Annotated in this window: 12 protein-coding genes; 5 read left to right on the forward strand and 7 right to left on the reverse strand. The window is 69.6% G+C overall.

Features of this window, described 5'->3' with window-relative positions; genetic code table 11:
• The first annotated feature begins 171 nt into the window (after positions 1 to 171).
• The 5 genes from HSX14_RS19950 to HSX14_RS19970 all read left to right on the forward strand — a co-directional run bounded on the left by HSX14_RS19950 (position 172) and on the right by HSX14_RS19970 (position 8,662).
• Positions 172 to 1,242, forward strand: coding sequence for an ABC transporter substrate-binding protein (locus HSX14_RS19950; protein ID WP_173177678.1), 1,071 nt, complete (start codon positions 172 to 174; stop codon positions 1,240 to 1,242).
• Between the two features lie 307 nt (positions 1,243 to 1,549).
• The gene (locus HSX14_RS19955) at positions 1,550 to 2,761 is read left to right on the forward strand and encodes an LLM class flavin-dependent oxidoreductase (RefSeq protein ID WP_173177676.1); all 1,212 of its coding nucleotides are present in this window, start codon (positions 1,550 to 1,552) and stop codon (positions 2,759 to 2,761) included.
• A 116-nt stretch (positions 2,762 to 2,877) separates the two neighbouring features.
• Complete coding sequence (locus HSX14_RS19960) at positions 2,878 to 4,449, forward strand: ABC transporter substrate-binding protein (protein ID WP_173177674.1); 1,572 nt, start codon at positions 2,878 to 2,880, stop codon at positions 4,447 to 4,449.
• Between the two features lie 406 nt (positions 4,450 to 4,855).
• Positions 4,856 to 7,507, forward strand: a complete 2,652-nt coding sequence (locus tag HSX14_RS19965; protein ID WP_228723467.1) for a TonB-dependent receptor — start codon at positions 4,856 to 4,858, stop codon at positions 7,505 to 7,507.
• 57 nt (positions 7,508 to 7,564) lie between these two features.
• Positions 7,565 to 8,662 (forward strand): LLM class flavin-dependent oxidoreductase, encoded by a 1,098-nt coding sequence (locus HSX14_RS19970; RefSeq protein WP_173177672.1) that lies wholly within the window; start codon positions 7,565 to 7,567, stop codon positions 8,660 to 8,662.
• 380 nt (positions 8,663 to 9,042) lie between these two features.
• On the opposite strand, the gene HSX14_RS19975 is transcribed toward HSX14_RS19970, so the two are convergent.
• The 7 genes from HSX14_RS19975 to HSX14_RS20005 all read right to left on the reverse strand — a co-directional run bounded on the left by HSX14_RS19975 (position 9,043) and on the right by HSX14_RS20005 (position 17,257).
• The gene (locus tag HSX14_RS19975) at positions 9,043 to 9,384 is read right to left on the reverse strand and encodes a BRO-N domain-containing protein (RefSeq protein WP_173177670.1); all 342 of its coding nucleotides are present in this window, start codon (positions 9,382 to 9,384) and stop codon (positions 9,043 to 9,045) included.
• 468 nt (positions 9,385 to 9,852) lie between these two features.
• Complete coding sequence (locus HSX14_RS19980; RefSeq protein ID WP_173180017.1) at positions 9,853 to 11,670, reverse strand: dipeptide ABC transporter ATP-binding protein; 1,818 nt, start codon at positions 11,668 to 11,670, stop codon at positions 9,853 to 9,855.
• Positions 11,667 to 12,509 (reverse strand): ABC transporter permease, encoded by an 843-nt coding sequence (locus HSX14_RS19985; protein ID WP_173180015.1) that lies wholly within the window; start codon positions 12,507 to 12,509, stop codon positions 11,667 to 11,669. Before HSX14_RS19985 ends, HSX14_RS19980 begins: the two co-directional genes overlap by 4 nt.
• A 10-nt stretch (positions 12,510 to 12,519) precedes the next feature.
• Positions 12,520 to 13,599 carry an ABC transporter permease gene (locus tag HSX14_RS19990; RefSeq protein ID WP_173180013.1) on the reverse strand — a complete coding sequence of 360 codons (1,080 nt, stop codon included), beginning with the start codon at positions 13,597 to 13,599 and terminating at the stop codon, positions 12,520 to 12,522.
• Positions 13,592 to 15,178 (reverse strand): ABC transporter substrate-binding protein, encoded by a 1,587-nt coding sequence (locus HSX14_RS19995; protein ID WP_173180011.1) that lies wholly within the window; start codon positions 15,176 to 15,178, stop codon positions 13,592 to 13,594. The genes HSX14_RS19990 and HSX14_RS19995 overlap by 8 nt, the downstream gene beginning before the upstream one ends.
• Before the next feature lie 80 nt (positions 15,179 to 15,258).
• Entirely contained in the window at positions 15,259 to 16,446 is a 1,188-nt protein-coding gene (locus HSX14_RS20000) for an LLM class flavin-dependent oxidoreductase (RefSeq protein WP_173180009.1), read from the reverse strand.
• Between the two features lie 82 nt (positions 16,447 to 16,528).
• Positions 16,529 to 17,257 carry a class II aldolase/adducin family protein gene (locus tag HSX14_RS20005; RefSeq protein ID WP_173180007.1) on the reverse strand — a complete coding sequence of 243 codons (729 nt, stop codon included), beginning with the start codon at positions 17,255 to 17,257 and terminating at the stop codon, positions 16,529 to 16,531.
• Positions 17,258 to 17,266: the final 9 nt, after the last annotated feature.

The following is a 17,266-nucleotide window of genomic DNA, read 5'->3' on the forward strand; positions in this document are numbered from 1 at the left end:
CAATCCCTTGTGCCGGCACCAGCACTGCCGCACCAGCCCCGCAGCACACCCCACACGAGCAAACCCGCGCCAGCACTGGCCCCGGCGGCCAGCGCCCGCGCCATGGCATGCATCCTGCTCCCACCGCAGCATCAGCCGGGCTCACCGGCACGCCTTGCAAGGAGTGGAACCATGAACAGAATCTGGCGCAGCAGCCTGGCGGCCCTCGCCTCCCTGGCCTTCGCTTTCGGCGCCCAGGCCGCCGAAGCCCCCGCCTCGGTGAAGATCGCCATCGTCGCCTACACCCAGGGCGGCAAGCCGGTGTTCGGCGGCATCCCCGGCCGGGTGATCGAAGAAGGCTGGCTGGCCTCGGAGCTGGACAAGCGCGGCATCAAACTCGACTGGATCGCCCTGCCCCACGCCGGCGCCGGCCCGCAGATCAACGAAGGCTTCTCCAACAACAGCATCGACTTCGCCGTGCGCGGCGACCTGCCCTCGGTGATCGGCGCCGCTGGCGGCGTACCCGGCAAGCTGGTCGTGCCCGGCGGCAACGGCAACAACGTGTACCTGGTGGTGCCGGCCAACTCCCCGGCCAAAAGCATCGACGACCTCAAGGGCAAGCGCATCGCCCTGCACCGCGGCCGCCCCTGGGAATTCGCCTTCAGCAACTTCCTCGCCAGCAAGGGCCTGGCCCTGACCGACTTCAAGATCGCCAACCTCAACCCCCAGGTCGGCGCCGCCGCCGTCTCCGCCGGCAAGGTCGACGCCGCCGTGCTGCTCAACGAGTCCTACCTGCTCGAAGACAAGGGCGTGGGCCGCATCATCTGGTCCACCAAGCAGGGCTCCAACGACTGGCGCCTGGTCTCCGACCTCTGGGGCACCGACGACTTCATCCAGCGCCATCCCGACGTCACCCAGCTGCTCGCCACCGCCTGGGTCAAGGCCGCCTGGTGGATCTCCCAGGAGCAGAACCAGGACGCCTACTACCAGCTCTCCTCCCGCGCCGGCACCCCGGAGAGCGTCCTGCGCCGCGATGACCAGGGCGACCCGGTCGCCTGGAAGGACCGCTGGGCGCCCAAGAGCGACCAGCAGCTCAAGGCCCACTACCAGGCCCTCACCCGCTACGCCCTGGACAACCGCCTGATCCGCGAGGACGTCGACATCGGCCAATCCCTCGCCACCCGCTTCACCAACCAGGCCCTGATCGACCTGCACCTGGAAGACTACTGGCCCAGCCTCAAGGGCCAGCTCAGCGCCCGCTGAGCGAGCCACCACCGCCGGGGTTCCGCTTCGCTCGCGGAACGCCACCCATCCTGCGAATCCGATGCCCCACGCAGGATGGGTAGAGCGAAGCGAAACCCATCACCGCGCCGCCCCCACGACACCCTCCCGCCTGCTTCCCCACTGCTTCCCACGCAACAACCCCCTGCTTCCCCGCCAGCACCGCCCCATGTGAAAAACCTCCAGGCCCAGGCCCCGCGCGGCCTTCGCCGTTCTGGCGCGAAACCTGCTCCGTCCCCTGCATGGCGTGGGCACGTCCATCGCCCCGCCCCATCCAAGGAGGATCTCCATGAGCATCGAATTCTTCACCCGCCTGCCCCTGCACGGCGAAACCCAGTACCTGCCCGGCGACCCGCGCAACCGGGGCGACTGGCACCGGGGCGGCCCCAGCACCGGTGCGGTCTCCGGCTTCGCCGTCGGCGACCACTTCACCTACATCGACTACCTCGGCCAGATCGCCCGCGCCGCCGAGATCAACGGCTTCGGCGGTGCGCTGATGGTCAATGCCCCCACCGGCGAAGAGCCCTGGACCGTCTGCTCGCTGCTCGCCCGCGAGACCCGCACGCTGAAGTTCGTCACCGCCTTCCAGCCCTACCACTACACGCCCTGGGTCGCCGTGCAGCAGGCCGCCACCTACCAGCGCGCCACCGGCAACCGCCTGGTGTGGAACATCATCAACGGCGGCTCCGACGCCATCCAGCGCCAGGTCGGCGACTACAGCGGCCACGACGACCGCTACGCCCGCGCCACCGAGTTCATGGACGTGGTGCGCGGCTACTGGCACAACGAGAACTTCCACTACGACGGCACCTACTACAAGGCCGACGGCGGCGGCCTGCGCGGCCCGCTGAAAAAGGCCGAGCTGCCGCTGATCTGCACCGCCGGCTCGTCCATCCCCGCCCGCGAATTCGCCGCCAAGCACGCCGACTACTACCTGATGCGCGCCGAGCACCCGGACGAAGTCCGCGCGCTGATCGCCGACGTGCGCGAGCGTGCCCTCAAGTACGGCCGCCACGACATCCGCTTCGGCCTGTCCATCGACGTCATCACCCGCGAGACCGAGGACGAGGCCCGCGCCGAAGCCAAGCGCTTCTTCGACGAAGGCGTCGCCCGCGGCGCGGTCAAGGCGGTGGCCGCCCACGCCGGCCTGCGCACCGCGCGCAAGCTCAGCTACGAGCATGGCTACCAGGAAAAGGCCGAGAACCCGGGCTACGAAGACTTCTTCATCCACCCCAACGTCTGGGCCGGCTTCGGCTACATCGGCATCCCCCCGGGCTGCGCCCTGGTCGGCAGCTACGCCAACGTCGTGGCCCGCATCCGCGAGTACAACGAACTGGGCATCGACCTGTTCTTCCTGGCCGGCTACCCGCACCTGGAAGAGGCCTACCGCCTGGGCGAGCACGTGCTCCCGCACTTCCGTGGCGAGCGCGACGGCCTGGTGAAGAGCACCGACGCCCCCATCGAACTGCGCGCCGTCAACGGCGGCCCCACCGGAGCCTGACGCCATGGCCGAGCAGCGCTTCCTGATCGACGCCAGCCTCGCCCTGGTGCTGCTGTTCTCCTGGCTGCCGCTGCTGGGCGCCGCCTGAAACCGAACCGGATCGAAGGAAAGAGTCGATGCACGATGAACTGACCCGCCGCCGCTTCCTCGGCGGCAGCCTGGCCCTCGGTGGCGGGCTGCTGCTGGGGGGCGGCCTGCTCGCCGGCTGCGACCAGCAGGCCCCCGGCACCCAAGCCGCCAACCCGCTCGTCCCGAGCCCTGGCGGGCGCCTGCGCCTGGGCATCATCGACGGCAACCAGAGCGGCAACCTCGATGCCCACAAGCCCATCGGCAGCGGCATCGTCCGGGGCTTCGCCCTCTACGCCAAGCTGTGGGAATGGGACGAGCAGATGCAGCCGCGCCTGGCCCTGGCCGAAGAGGCCGAGGTCAGCCCCGATGCCCGCACCTGGACCCTGCGCCTGCGCCAGGGCCTGGAGTTCCACCACGGCAAGACCATCGACGCCGACGACCTGATCTTCTCCGTGCGCCGCCTCACCGACCCGGAACTCGCCTCGCCCTACGCCGCGCTGCTGCACTGGGTGGACCGCGACAACCTGGTCAAGCTCGACGAGCGCACCATCCGCCTCAGCTTCAAGGAAGGCCGCGGCTTCTTCCCCCTGGCGGAAACCTGGGTCAACTTCGGCGGCATCGTCCCGGTGGACTACCACCCCGTCACCAACCCCGTGGGCGCCGGGCCCTACAAGCTGAAGAGCTTCACCCCCGGCCGGCGCTCGCTGTTCACCCGCTTCGACAACTACTACAAGAGCGGCAAGCCCTACGCCGACGAGCTGGAGATCATCGACTTCAAGGACCAGGTCTCGCGCCTCGCCGCCCTGCGCGCCGGGCAGATCGACATGGCCAACGGCATGCCCAGCGAACAGCTCGACCTGCTGCGCAACGACCCGCGCATCAAGCTGGTGACCTCGGTCACCGGCAACTGGCTGTCCTTCGACATGAACACCGCCAAGGCCCCCTTCGACGACCCGCGCGTGCGCCAGGCCTTCCGCCTGCTGGCCGACCGCGAGGAACTGGTGCGGCGCGCCCTCAACGGCCAGGGCCGCGTCGCCAACGACCTCTACGCGCCCTTCGACCCCACCTTCAACCACGCCCTGGCGCCGCGCCCGCACGACCCGCAGCGTGCCCGCGAACTGCTGCGCGAAGCCGGGCACGAGAACCTCGAAGTGGAACTGGTCACCACCGTCGGCCCCGGCCTCGCCTCGGCCCTGGTGCTGGCCGAACAGGCCAAGCGCGTCGGCGTCACCCTCAAGGTGCGCCAGGTCGACCTCGCCACCTTCCAGGGGCCGCAGCGCACCGAATGGGCATTGAGCACCGGCGGCAGCATCGGCGCGCCCTTCCTCGCCAGCGGCATGCACAGCGACGCCCCCTTCGCCGTGGCCAACAAGACCAACTTCAACGACGCCGAGTTCTCCGAGCTGTTCCTCCAGGCCATGGCCCAGCCCGACCTGGAGAAGCGCAAGGCCCTGGTCCACCGTGCCCAGCAGGTCCAGTACGAGCGCGGCGGCCTGCTCATCTGGGGCTACGCCGACCTGCTCGACGGCTTTTCCACCCGGGTCGGCGGCGCCCACGAGGAACAGACCCTGTTCAGCACCTGGCGCTTCGAAAGCCTCTGGCTGAACGGCACCGCCTGAGCCCCCGGAGTGCTGCCAGCCCAGCACTCCGGCAGCACCCGGCTGCGTACCTCCCAGCAACCCTCCCGTTGCATCCGGCCCTACGCGGACACCCCGTCCGCGCGGGCCCCGTTCGCCTCGCGAAAATGCACCGGCCGTAAAAATAAAATCATTATCTATCAATGACATAGACACCAAACACATGAATCGGGCCCATACCGTCAACGACTGGCATGCCCCGTGCTGTATCCACCTCGATACATCCGATAACCAGAACCACCCGAGGTCGCCCAGGCGGCCTGCGACAGGACCTTCCGGGCCCCATGCCCGGGCTTTTCCACCCCTGCCTGAAACCCGTCAGCCCACTGGCACCTGCGCGTGGCCCACCCACGCGCACTGGAAATCACAGCCCGGAGAATCGCCCAGCATGTTCAGCCTCGCCCCACCGCCTGCCGTCGCCCTGCGCCGCAACACCCTGTCCCTGGCCATCCTGGCCCTGCTCTCCGCCACCGCCCTGGCCGAGGAAAAGCCCGCCGATCCCGAGGCCGAATCCACCCGGGAACAGGCGCAGCCGAAAAAGACCGACGCGCCCGTGCTCGGCGTCGTGCAGGTACAGGGCAAGCGCCTCGATGCCGCCACCTCGGTGGTACCCGTGCGCGCGCCCAGATCGGTGTACGGCGGCACCGCCGCCAGCGTGCTCGACACCCCGCGCTCGGTCACCCAGGTCAACGCCGAACAGCTGGCCAACGACCCCATCCGCAGCTCCGACGACCTGGTCAAGTACGCCCCCGGCATCATCCGTGGCGGCGGCCAGAACGCCGGCATCGCCCCGCAGTTCCGCGCGCAGAACTCCGAAGTGTTCCAGGACGGCCAGCGCGCCTACGCCGTGCGCCACCCGGCCAACTTCAACGCCATCGAAGGCGCCGACATCGTCGCCGGCCCCTCCTCGGTCGTGTACGGCTCGGTCAGCGGCAGCGGCGGCTACGTCAACTACCTCAGCAAGAAGCCCGACTTCGACCAGTTCCGCACCCGCCTCAGCGGCCAGCTCGGCACCTGGGTGCCCGACGGCGAATCGCGCGACTCCACCCGCTTCACCGTCGACAACACCGGCCCCATCAGCGACGACCTCGCCTACCGCGTCAGCATCACCCGCCAGCGCCAGGAGGATTACTACGACAACGTCGAAAACAACTTCGACGCCTTCTACGGCGCCTTCGCCTGGCGCGGCGACGGCATCCGCGTGGACTGGAACGCCGCCTACGACGACTACTTCGACTGGAACATCGCCCACGGCTGGAACCGTGCCACCCAGCAACTGGCCGACAGCGGCAAGTACTACGCCGGCCGCGCCACGCCGATCATCCAGAACGGCGGCACCCTGTGGTCGCCGGTGTTCGAATCCGGCGCCGCCGACTCCGCCGTGCTCGGCTGGGTGCGCCGCCAGCGCAATGCCCAGGGCCAGTACGGCGTGGTCAACGGCAGCTTCCAGGCCGCCTCACCCAACACCCAGGCCAACCCCGGCACCCTGCGCGGCTGGGTCTACGACCCGAGCCTGGCCGGCAACGGGCTGGTCTCCCTCGACCCGCAGAAAGGCCACCGCGCCGAAGACAAGAGCACCTCCACCCGCTTCACCACCCAGCTGCGCGCCGAGCTCGACCTCAGCCCCGGCATCACCCTGGCCAACAGCGCCTTCTACCAGCGCTCCGAAGACACGGTCGACGCGGTCGGCGCCTTCCAGGTGCAATCGAAAGACAACATCTTCGACAACCGCTTCGAATTCCGCTCGCGCAACGAAACCAGCCTGTTCGGCCAGGTGCTGCGCGACGAGAGCAACAGCGGGCTGATCTACCGCCGCGAGAGCAACCAGTCCATCGCCGCCAACAACAGCTTCGGCTCCACCATCAACGCCTACGACCTGACCCAGGACCCCTCCACCAAGAACCCCGGCGACCTGCTCGGCTTGACCGGCGCCAACCCGGCCGGCGGCAACGGCGCCTGGATCGGCCAGCCCGGCGTGCCGCAGTTCTCCAGCTACTACGGCTGGCTCAACCTCGCCGCCATGTACCCCGCCGGGCACGGCCTGTACGCCGAATCCCTGGCGCCCTACACCGCCGAAAGCGTGTGGACCACCAAGCCCCTCTTCACCCAGCACAACCTGCGCTTCGCCGAGCGCTACGGCCTCAACGTCGGCGCCAGCCGCAGCTGGATCGACGCCCGCATCGAAAACCCCTTCGTCCTGCGCGCCGGCACCGAGCGCCAGGACAGCGACAACTACCGCCTGTTCTCCGTGCAGGTCAGCCCCTACATCAAGCCCACCGAGAACAGCACCCTCTACTACACCTTCGACCGCTCCCTGGCGGTCAACACCGGCTTCTTCTCCAACGGCATCGGCTGGGGCAGCGGCGCCGGCGCCAACCTGCTCAACCCGCTGTCGTTCGAAAGCCTCAGCATGCTCCACGAAGTGGGCCTCAAGGTCGACGCCATCCCCGACCGCCTGTTCCTCTCCCTCGCCGCCTTCAAGCAGGAACGCGACCAGTCGCCGGACAGCAACAACAACATCGCCCGCCTGATCATCAAGGGCGTCGAGGCCACCGCCCGCTACCAGCCCGACGAACACCTGCGCAGCGGGCTCAACCTCACCCGCCTCACCGCCTACAACGAATTCACCACCCAGACCGGCTTCGCCTCCGCCGGCTTCATCGCCGACAACGGCACCGTGTTCGGCGACAACAACGCCCTCAACCAGCGGCCCTCCGGGCGCTACGACGCCGTGCAGATCCCCGAGTACAGCGTCAGCGGCTTCCTCGACTACAGCTTCGACTCCGGCTTCGGCGCCGAGCTCTCCGGCTGGTGGACCAGCAGCTGGTACCTGAACCTCAGCAAGACGGTGAAGGTGCCCGACGAATACAACCTCGACCTCGCCCTCTACTACCGCCAGCCGCAGTGGAGCGCCACGGTGCGCGTGCTCAACCTCACCGACGAGCTGAACTTCGTCAGCGGCCTCGCCGGCTCCACCAACACCTTCCTGCAGCCCATGCCCGGCCGCAGCCTCATGGCCCAGGTGGACTACCAGTTCTGACCCCGCGCGGGCCAGGCCCGCGCAGCCCTCAACCAGCAACACAACAAGGAGTGGACGATGTCCATCGAATTCGTCGGCATGATCTTCCCCCGCCAGTGGTCCGAGACACGCGGCCCGCGCACCGGGGATTTCGACCTGGAGTTTCTCCGCAACCACGCCCGCGCCCACGAGCACGCCGGCTTCGACCGGGTGCTCATCGCCAGCGGCCCCGGCGGCGCCGACAGCCTGCAGATCGCCGCCTACGCCGCCGCGCAGACCGAGCGCCTGGGCTTCATGATCGCCCACCGCCCGGCCCTCACCGCGCCCACCGTCGCCGCCCGTGCCTTCGCCACCCTCGACCACACCACCGGTGGTGGGCGCATCCGCCTGCATGCCATCACCGGCATCACCGCCGAGCCCCAGGAAGGCGACACCCTGCTGGACAAGACCGAACGCTACAAACGCACCGACGAATACCTGGAGATCGTCCGCCGCACCTGGACGGCCGAAGAACCCTTCGACTTCGACGGCCAGTACTTCCAGATCAAGGGCGCCTTCAGCCCGGTCAAGCCGCTGCAGCAGCCGCACATCCCCATCTCCTTCGGCGGCTCCTCCGACATCGCCTACCAGATCGCGGTCAAGCACGCCGACCTCTACGCCCTCTGGGGCGAGCCCCTCGGCGGCGTCGCCGAGCAGATCGCCAAGCTCAAGGCCGCCGCCAGGGCCGCTGGCGTCGCCGCGCCCCGGGTCAGCCTCTCGGTGCGGCTGATCCTCGGCGCCACCGAAGAGCTGGCCTGGCAGCGTGCCGAACAGATCCTCGCGCAGATCAAGGCCAACCCGCAGTTCGCCGAAGGCAGCCCCTGGCAGAAGCGCATCAAGGGCACCGGCTCCGAACGCCTGCTCGCCGCAGCCGCTGCCGGCGACCGCCACGACCGCGCCCTGTGGATGCCCACCGCCACCGCCGTCGGTGCCTACGGCGACACCACCGCCCTGGTCGGCACCCCGGAAACCGTCGCCGAAGCGCTGCTGGACTACGTCGACCTGGGCATCACCACCTTCCTCAACCGCGGCTACGACCCCTACTTCGACACCGTCGACTACGGCCGCTGGATCATCCCCGCCGTCCGCGAAGAAGCCCGCCGCCGCGAACTGCAACGCCAGGCGGCAAGCGCATAACAAGGGAATAGAAAGAAATACAGGGTGGGACCACGCTTGATCGGTCCACCCTTCGGGGTCATGCGGAGCACCGCAGGTGGATGAAAAAAGCGCCATCCACCCGACCGTGCCACCGCAAACCCCGGCACCGGGAATGGTTGTAGGGGCGAATTCATTCGCCCGCTTTTACCGTCAGCCCGGAAATACCCCCAGGGCATGGCAGCCTGGCGGGCTGCTTGGCGATTGAAATCGTCCCTACATATCCGGCAACACCCCGCCACCGACAGCTCGGTGCGCCAGGGAGGGTGGATGACGCTCTTCTCATCCACCCTGGGTGCCGAGCCAGACGCCGTCGCCCCCATCGCGGATGAATCCGCTCCTGACAGTGTGTAGCCCGGGCTTCAGCCCGGGGTTCGGTACATCCACAGTTCCGGGAGCACGGCCTGGGTGACCCAGCGCCGCAGGTTGCGGTTTTCCGGGTGGTAGCAGTAGGTGAAGAGCAGCGCATGCAGGCCGGATTCGCTGACCACGGTTTCCTCCTCGAAGCCGCCGTTGGCGGTGCGCAGGTGCACGCGCTGGCGCTGGTCGTCGCAGAGGTTGGCGAGCAGGCGTTCGTGGAGGTCGGTGTTGAGCAGGCGGCGCAGGTCGCGGGTGGAGAACCAGGCCTCGTGGCCGATGAGGAAGGCGCGCAGCTGGCGGCGGTAGCGCAGGAAGTGGCGCGGCGTGATCTGGGGAAGCGTCATGGCAATGCTCCGTCCATAGGGCTGGGGAGCCGCCACCGAATCCTTGAAGGGTGGCGGACCGTGCGAGTGTGGAAGTACCGGGATGTTCCCAAGACCGGTCGGGCCGAAACCCGCTCGCACGGTCCGCCATAGACCGCCGACGCATACACGTCGCTATGGCGGGGGAACATCATCTGTTCGGGCTTCCACACCCGGTTATGCCCCTAGGGGCACAACGGCGGGAACCCTAGCCAAGCCCCTTGTAAGCCGGCAATGCAGTTGCCACGTAGGAATTTTCAGGCCCGCCCGAGATGTGGGTGGACCGCGCTCCACCGGTCCACCCTCCGAGGTCATGCCGAGCCCCGCCGGTGGATGAAAAAAGCGTCATCTCCCCTACAAAGGCGCCACCGAAAGACACCGAGGATAGGGAGGGTGCAGGGGCGAATTCATTCGCCTGCTCTACCCACCGCCCCTCCGACACCCCAGGCCTCAATCCCGCGACAACAGGCTCGGCGAATGCGCCACGAGGTCGCGGGTGTATTCGGTGCGCGGCTGGTCGAGCACCGCGTCCACCGCGCCCTCCTCGATCACCCGGCCCCGGTGCAGCACCACCACGCGGTCGGCGATGGCGCGGACGACGCCCAGGTCATGGGTGACGAACAGCAGCGTCAGCCCCTCGGCCTGCAGCTCGCGCAGCAAGGCGAGGATCGAGGCCTGCACCGACACGTCCAGCGCCGAGGTGATTTCGTCGCAGATCAGCAGCTCCGGCTGGCACACCAGCGCACGGGCGATGGCCACGCGCTGGCGCTCGCCACCGGACAGGCTGTGGGGATACAGATCGGCCACCGAAGCCGGCAGCGACACCCGCACCAGCACCGCCTCGATGCGCGCGCGGCAGGCCTCGCCGCGCAGGCCGAAGAAATGCTCCAGGGGCGCGGCCAGGCTCTGGGCCACGGTGTGCCGAGGGTTCAGCGCGCGGTAGGGGTTCTGGAAGATGTACTGCACCTGGTGGCGCAGCGCCTTGGAGCGGTTGCGCGCGCGCAGGTCCAGCGGCTCGCCGGCATAGCGCACCTCGCCCTGGGCGTTCTCGCCGAGGCCTGCCAGGGCGCGGGCCAGGCTGGTCTTGCCGGAGCCGGATTCGCCCACCAGCGCCAGGCACTCGCCCCGCGCCAGTTGCAGCGACACATCGAACAGCACCTGGCGGTCATAGGCCACGTTCAGCTCGCGCACCTCCAGCAGCAACGGCTGTGCATCCAGCGCACCCGCCGCCAGCGGCGCCTCGGCGACCAGCGCCAGGGGCTCGCGGTGGGGCTCCAGGCAGGCCACCCGCTGTTGCCCATCGAGGCTGCGCAACGGCGGCTCGGCCAGCTCGCAGGCGCTTTGCCGGCGCGGGCAGCGCGCGGCGAAGGCGCAACCACCGGGTCGCTGCCCCGGTGCCGGCGCATGGCCGGGAATGGCCCGCAGCGCCAGGCGCCGGGCGACATCCGGGATCGCCGCCAGCAGCCCCAGGCTGTAGGGGTGCGCCGGCCGCTCGAACAGCCGCTCGCGGGGCGCCGCCTCGACGATGCGCCCGGCGTACATCACCACCACGCGGTCCACCAGGTCCTTGATCACCGCCAGGTCGTGGGAGACGTACACCGCCGCCACGCCCTGGCGTTTGCACAGGCGCCGCAGGGTGTCGAGGATGTGCGCCTGGGTGGCCACGTCCAGCGCCGTGGTCGGCTCGTCGAGCACCACCAGCTTCGGCCGCAGCACGAAGGCCAGTGCCAGCAACACCCGCTGCTGCTGGCCACCGGAGAGTTGATGGGGGAAGCGCCGGAGGAACTCCGCATCATCCGGCAGGCCCACGTCGCGCAGCGTCTCGACCAGCCGCTGGCGCTGCGCATCCGCCGGCAAGCGCTCATGGGCGGCCAGGGTCTCGCCCAGCAGCGCGCCGAGGCGCAGTGCCGGGTTCAGCGCCGTGGCCGGGTCCTGGGGCACGTAGCCGATCAGCCCGCCACGGGCGCGGCGCAGGTCCTCGCCACGCAGCTCCAGCAAGGAGCGCCCGTCCACCTCCACGCGCCCGGACGCGATGCGCGCCCCCCGCCGGGCATGGCCCAGCAGCGCGGTGGCCAGGGTGGTCTTGCCGGAGCCGGACTCGCCCACCAGGCCGAGGATCTCCCCCGGCGCCAGGCTGAAGGAAATGCCATCCACCACATCGGCACCGCCGGCCAGCTCCACCCGCAACTCGCTGACCCGCAGCGCCGGCGCCAGCGGCGCCCCCTGGGGCAGCAGCGCGTCCACCTGCAGTTCGGCCAGGGCGCTCATGGCTGCTTCTCGCCGATCTGCGCACTGCTGCGGCCGATGCCCTCGGCGAGAATGTTGGTGCCATAGGCGAACACCGCGATCAGCAGCGCCGGCACCAGCACCGCCCAGGGCTGGATCAGGAGGCCCGCCTGGTTCTCGTTGATCATCAGCCCCCAGTCGGCGGCCGGGGGCGCCACGCCGTAGCCGAGGAAGCTGAGGCCGGAAAGGATGCCCACGCCCCAGGTCAGCATGTTGCCGAAGTGCACCAGCAGCGGCGTGAGGATGTTCGGCAGGATCTCGCGGAAGAGGATGCGCGAGCGCGGGTAGCCCATCATCTCCGCCGCCTCGACGAACTCCTGCCCCGCCACCGCCACCGTGCTGCCCCGGGCCAGGCGCACCACGCTGGGAATGAAGGCGATGGCCACGGTGATCACGATCAGCCAGCTCTGGCGGCCGAGCATGGAGACGATCAGCAGCACCAGGATCAGGTCCGGGAAGGCCAGCGCCACATCGGTGGCCCACATGATCGCCTGGTCCAGCCGGCGCCGGGAAAAGCCCGCCAACAAGCCCAGCGCGCTGCCCACCGCCAGGGCCAGGAAGGCCGCCGCGAGGGACATCCACAGCACCGAGAGACCGCCGGCCAGCAGGCGGGAGAGCACGTCGTGGCCGAGGAAGTCATGGCCCAGCGGCGCGGCGGCACTGGGCGCGCCGTACACCGGGCCGACCATGTCGGTGGGCGCATGGGGCGCCAGCAGCGGGCCGAGCAGCGCCAGGGCGAACACCAGTGCCGTCACCACCGCGCCCTTGCGGGTCTGGGGTTCGCGCAGCAGCCGGCGCCAGGAGGAAAAAGTCGCGGTCATGGAAGGGTCCTCAGGGCGCCTTGGCCGGTTGCCGCCGCCACCAGGGCAGGATGCCGCGGCGGTTGCGCTGGATCATCCGCACACGGCGTGCGGTACGGAGCTTCGGGGTGAGCAGGACGGTGAGCAGGTCGGCCAGCAGGTTGATCAGCACCACGCCCAGGGTGGTGACCAGGACGATGGCCTGGATCAGCGGCAGGTCGCGCATCTGGATCGCCGAGTTGAGCGTGGTGCCGATGCCGGGGTAGCTGAAGATCACCTCCGCCAGCAGCGCGCCGCCCACCAGTACGCGCAGGGTCAGGGCCACGCCCTGGATCGCCGGCACCAGCGCATTGGGCAGCGTGTGGCGCCAGACGATGCGCCGCTCGGGGATGCCGCGCAGGCGCGCGGCGATCACGTAGTCGGACTCCAGCGCCTCGATCATCGAGGCACGCACCATGCGCGCCAGGTACGGCAGGGCCGACAGGCCCAGGGCGAACACCGGCAGCACCAGGTACTCCAGCTGCGCCAGCAGCGGCCGCTCCGGGTCGAGGATCGACACCGCCGGCAGCAGGTCCACCTGGGGCATGGAGAACAGCAGCACCAGGCCGATGGCCAGCAGGAAGCCCGGCGTCGCCTTGAGCAGGATCAGCGCCGACAGGCCCCAGCGGTCCAGGCGGCTGTCGCGGCGCAGCGCCAGGGTCACGCCCAGCAGCAAGGCCAGCGGCACCACCCAGGCGAACACCCCGGCGATCAGCGCCAGGGTATTGCCGAAGCGCGCCCCGAGGATTTCGCTCACCGGCGCGCTGGAATCCAGCGAGCGGCCCAGGTCGCCCTGCAGGGCATGGCCCAGCCAGCGCAGGTACTGCTCCAGGATCGGCCGGTCCAGCCCCAGCTGGCGCTGCAGGGTGAGGATGCTCTCCAGCGGCGCGTCGGGGCCGAGGATCACCCGCGCCGGGTCCGACGGCAGCGCCTGGGTGGCGATGAACACCACCAGGGTGATGACCCAGGCGGTGAGCAGGCCGGCGCCGAGGCGGCCGACGAACCACGACAGCCAGGCCGGCGCGCGGCGTCGATGCTTGCGCGAAGCGCAGTGAACGCTGTGCTCAGACATCGGCGAGCCACAGGTTGTCGAAGCGCCAGGAGGCGAAGGTGGTCTGCTCCGGCGCCAGGCCGCCGACGCGCACCGAGGCCGCATCGAGCACATCGCTGAAGCCCCAGATCAGCAGGCCGCCGCGCTCGTGCTGGATGGCCTGGGCCTCGTGCACCAGCGCCTTGCGCTTTTCCAGGTCCGGCTGCGCCAGGGCCTGCAGGAACAGCTCGCTGAAGCGCGGGTCGCGGAAGTTGCTGCGGTTGTAGATGGCCGTCGGCGCGTCGTTGTGCAACGCCGAGGCGAGAAAGCCACGGGCCGGCGTCGAGCCCGGCGACAGTTGCCAGTTCTCCCGCTGCGGGCCGTTGAACACCGAGCCGTCCACCTGGGTCACCTTGACCTCCACCCCGGCCTTGCGCGCCTGCTGGGCGAAGACCAGCGCGGCGCTGGCCCCGGCGCCCGGGGTGGTGGTCAGCTCCACCTGGAGGTTCTCTTGGCCGGCCTGGCGCAGCAGCGAACGCGCCTGCTCGGGGTCGTGGGGGCGCTGGGCGATGCCGTGGTTGTAGGTCGGGTCGTGGGGCGAATAGAGGTCGTTGGCCACCCGCCCGAAACCGTTCAGCGCGCGCGCCACCAGTTCCTCGCGGTCGGCCAGCAGGCGCAGCGCCTGGCGCACCCGCACATCGTCGAACGGCGCTTTGGCGACGTTGATGTTGAAGCCGGTGAAGGCCGTGCTCGGCGAGGCGACCAGCTGCAGGCGCGGGTCGGCCTTGAGCAGCGCGCTGTGCTCGGCCTGCACCCCGCTGGCGAGGTCGATCTGGCCGGCACGCAGGGCCGCCGCGCGGGACACCTGGTCCTTGAACTCGATGATCTCCAGCTCGTCGGCATAGGGCTGGCCGGGCTTGTAGTAGTTCTCGAAGCGCGTGTAGAGCGAGCGCTGCCCGGGCACGAAGGACTTCAGCCTGTAGGGGCCGGCGCCCACCGGGTTGGTCACCGGGTCGTAGTCGGTGGGGACGATGCCGCCGAAGCTGATCAGCGTCTCGTCCAGGGGGAAGAAGCTCTGGCCTTCCTTGAAACGGATCTCGATGGTGCGGGCGTCCAGCTTGCGCACCGCGTTGCGGTCGATGGCGCCCACCAGCCCGGCGAAGGGCGAGGCCAGCGCCGGGTCGGTGAGGCGCAGGATGGAGAAGACCATGTCGTCGGCGCCAATGGTCTTGCCGTGGTGGAACTCCAGGCCCGGCTGGATGCGGATGGTCCAGGCGCTGGCGTCGGCGTTGGGCTCGGCGAACTCGGCCAGGGCCAGGCGCGTGCTGACGTCGGGGTTCCATTCCCAGAACTTGGCGTACAGCGCCCAGCCCCGGATGATCCCGCCGCCCACCGGTTTGTGCGCATCGAGGTTGCCGGCCTGGTCGCCATCGATGATGCCGACCCGCAGGCGCCCGCCGTGCACCGGTTTACCGGGCACCACCAACCCCGCCGAGGTGGCCGGCGCCCCGCCGTCGCAGCCGGCGAGCAGCCCGCCCCCCAGCAGCAGGCCGCCGCCCAGGGCCGCACTGCCGCCCAGGAAATTCCGACGGGACAGTTCACGCTTGATCCAGGATTCCATTGCTCGTTGCACTCCGCTTGTCGCTCGCTACCCGTTGCCGGTTCAGCGGCCCACGCGTTGTGCGGGGCCGCCAGGTTCCATCAGGCCAAGGCCGCCTTCGGCGCCCGTGCGGTCACCCCCAGCTGCGGCACCTCGAAGCCGTGGTCCAGGTCCAGCAGCGGGAACAGCAGGTCGGCGACGCGCTGGGCCTCGTCGATCAGCGGGAAGCCCGAGAGGATGAAGGCCGAGGTGCCGTGGCGCTCGTACTCGCGGATGCGCTCGGCCACCTGCTCGGCGCTGCCCACCAGGTAGGTGCCGGCGGCCGGGCCGAGGATGTTGAAGCCGAACAGGCTCGGGCCCACCCACACGTTGGGGTAGATCTCCAGGTCGCGGGCCTTGGGCAGGCGCCCGGCGCGGATGGCCTCCAGGTTGCGCTGGATCTGCGGGTCGTCGCTGACGAAGCTCTCCAGGGTCTCGCCCGGTGGCAACTGGCGCTGGATGGCGTTGCGTGCGGTCTCGATGGAGGTGCGCTGCAGGAGCTTCTCGGCGTGGGCCCAGGCTTCCTCCTCGGTCTCGCGGACGATCACCTGCAGGCGCGTGCCGAAGGTCAGCTCGCGGCCGATCTTCGCCGCCTCGGCCGCCACCCTGGCGAACTTCTCGCCCAGCTTGGGCGGGGTGTTGGCGAAGCTCAGGTAGACGTCCAGCAACTGCACCGAATGGGCCACGCCCGGGCCCGAGGTGCCGGCGCCCCACAGCGGGATGCCCGGCTTCTGCTTCGGCGGGTGCCAGCCGCCCAGCGGGTGGCTCGCGGCCGCCGCCTGGCGCGGTGCGAGCTTGACGTAGCGGCCGTCGTAGCCGCCGGTCTCGCCGGCGTAGATGCTCTGGAAGGCGCGCCAGTACTCCAGGCTGAAGTCGTAGCGCTCGTCATGCCCGTAGTGGATGCCGTAGGTGGCCAGGCTGGCGTCGTTGCCGTTGACCACGTTGAACAGCAGGCGGCCATTGGAGAACTGGTCGAAGGTCAGCGCCCACTTCGCCAGCACCGCCGGCGACAGCTCGCCCGGGTGCTGGGCGACGAGGAAGCGCAGGCGCTCGGTGGCGTCGATCAGCGCGGCGGAAACCGCCAGGCTCTCGTTGGGGCTGGAGCCCAGCAGGGAGCCGTAGTAGCCCAGGCGGTCGGCGGTCACGGCGATCTGCTTGAGGTGTTGGAAGTCGGTCTTCCACCGGCCTTCCGCCTCCCAGGGATAGGGGCCGTCGGGGGTGGTGAGGTACCAGAGAATCTTCACAGCCATGTTCGGTGTCCTTGATCGGATGAGGGTGTCGCACGCGTCGGCAGGCGCTTGAACGGGCTCTCTGACGGAGCCCTGGAACGGCTCAGCGGCGGTCGATGGCGGGCACCAGGCCCAGTTCGGTGGCCTTCTCGTACAGGCCGCTCATCTTCCATTGCTGGGTCAGCACGCCCGGCCCGTAGGCACGGGAGCCGCCGATGGCTTCGGCGAGCAGCTGCAGCTGTGCGCCCTCCTCCAGCAGCAGGATGAATTCGGCGGTGGCGCGCAGGCCCTGCTTGCCCCACACGGTGGAGCCGCCGTTGGCTTCCAGGATCGCCGGGGTGTAGGGGTTCTCGGCGATGCGCTCGAGGATGAAATCCACTTCCTGCTGGCGGCGGTCGATGTACACCGGCAGCTCGCGGGCCAGCTGGTAGCGCTGCACCGGCACGTAGTGGAACGGCAGGCTGCGCTGGGTCTGCGCCCAGGCGCCGAGGTAGGGCGAATGCACGTGGGACACGGTGGTGATGTCGGCGTGCTGCTGGAACAGCTTGGTGTAGCGCCCGGCACCGCCACGACCGTGGCCGTAGACCACATTGCCGGCGAAATCGGTGACCACCGCCTGCAGGGGCTTGCGGTGGTTCCAGGGGCCCGGGTAGTTCACCGAGACCAGCAGCTCCTGCCCCGGCACCCGCTCGATGAAGCCGACGGTGCCGTTGGCGGTGATGGTGCCGGTCTCGCGGTACACGGCGAAGGCTTCGCCGGCTTCGAGGATGACGTTGTCGACGAAGGCGCGCAGTTCGTCGCTGATGTGCTGTTCGTTGACGAGGATGGTCATGTTCGTGTC

It is taken from the genome of Pseudomonas tohonis, from assembly GCF_012767755.2.
Classification (GTDB): domain Bacteria; phylum Pseudomonadota; class Gammaproteobacteria; order Pseudomonadales; family Pseudomonadaceae; genus Metapseudomonas; species Metapseudomonas tohonis.

Excerpts from the sequence above, each read along its gene's own strand:
- HSX14_RS19950 (WP_173177678.1), top strand. The coding sequence starts at position 172 with ATGAACAGAATCTGGCGCAGCAGCCTGGCGGCCCTCGCCTCCCTGGCC.
- HSX14_RS19955 (WP_173177676.1), top strand. The coding sequence starts at position 1,550 with ATGAGCATCGAATTCTTCACCCGCCTGCCCCTGCACGGCGAAACCCAG.
- HSX14_RS19960 (WP_173177674.1), top strand. The coding sequence starts at position 2,878 with ATGCACGATGAACTGACCCGCCGCCGCTTCCTCGGCGGCAGCCTGGCC.
- HSX14_RS19965 (WP_228723467.1), top strand. The coding sequence starts at position 4,856 with ATGTTCAGCCTCGCCCCACCGCCTGCCGTCGCCCTGCGCCGCAACACC.
- HSX14_RS19970 (WP_173177672.1), top strand. The coding sequence starts at position 7,565 with ATGTCCATCGAATTCGTCGGCATGATCTTCCCCCGCCAGTGGTCCGAG.
- HSX14_RS19975 (WP_173177670.1), bottom strand. The coding sequence starts at position 9,384 with ATGACGCTTCCCCAGATCACGCCGCGCCACTTCCTGCGCTACCGCCGC.
- HSX14_RS19980 (WP_173180017.1), bottom strand. The coding sequence starts at position 11,670 with ATGAGCGCCCTGGCCGAACTGCAGGTGGACGCGCTGCTGCCCCAGGGG.
- HSX14_RS19985 (WP_173180015.1), bottom strand. The coding sequence starts at position 12,509 with ATGACCGCGACTTTTTCCTCCTGGCGCCGGCTGCTGCGCGAACCCCAG.
- HSX14_RS19990 (WP_173180013.1), bottom strand. The coding sequence starts at position 13,599 with ATGTCTGAGCACAGCGTTCACTGCGCTTCGCGCAAGCATCGACGCCGC.
- HSX14_RS19995 (WP_173180011.1), bottom strand. The coding sequence starts at position 15,178 with ATGGAATCCTGGATCAAGCGTGAACTGTCCCGTCGGAATTTCCTGGGC.
- HSX14_RS20000 (WP_173180009.1), bottom strand. The coding sequence starts at position 16,446 with ATGGCTGTGAAGATTCTCTGGTACCTCACCACCCCCGACGGCCCCTAT.
- HSX14_RS20005 (WP_173180007.1), bottom strand. The coding sequence starts at position 17,257 with ATGACCATCCTCGTCAACGAACAGCACATCAGCGACGAACTGCGCGCC.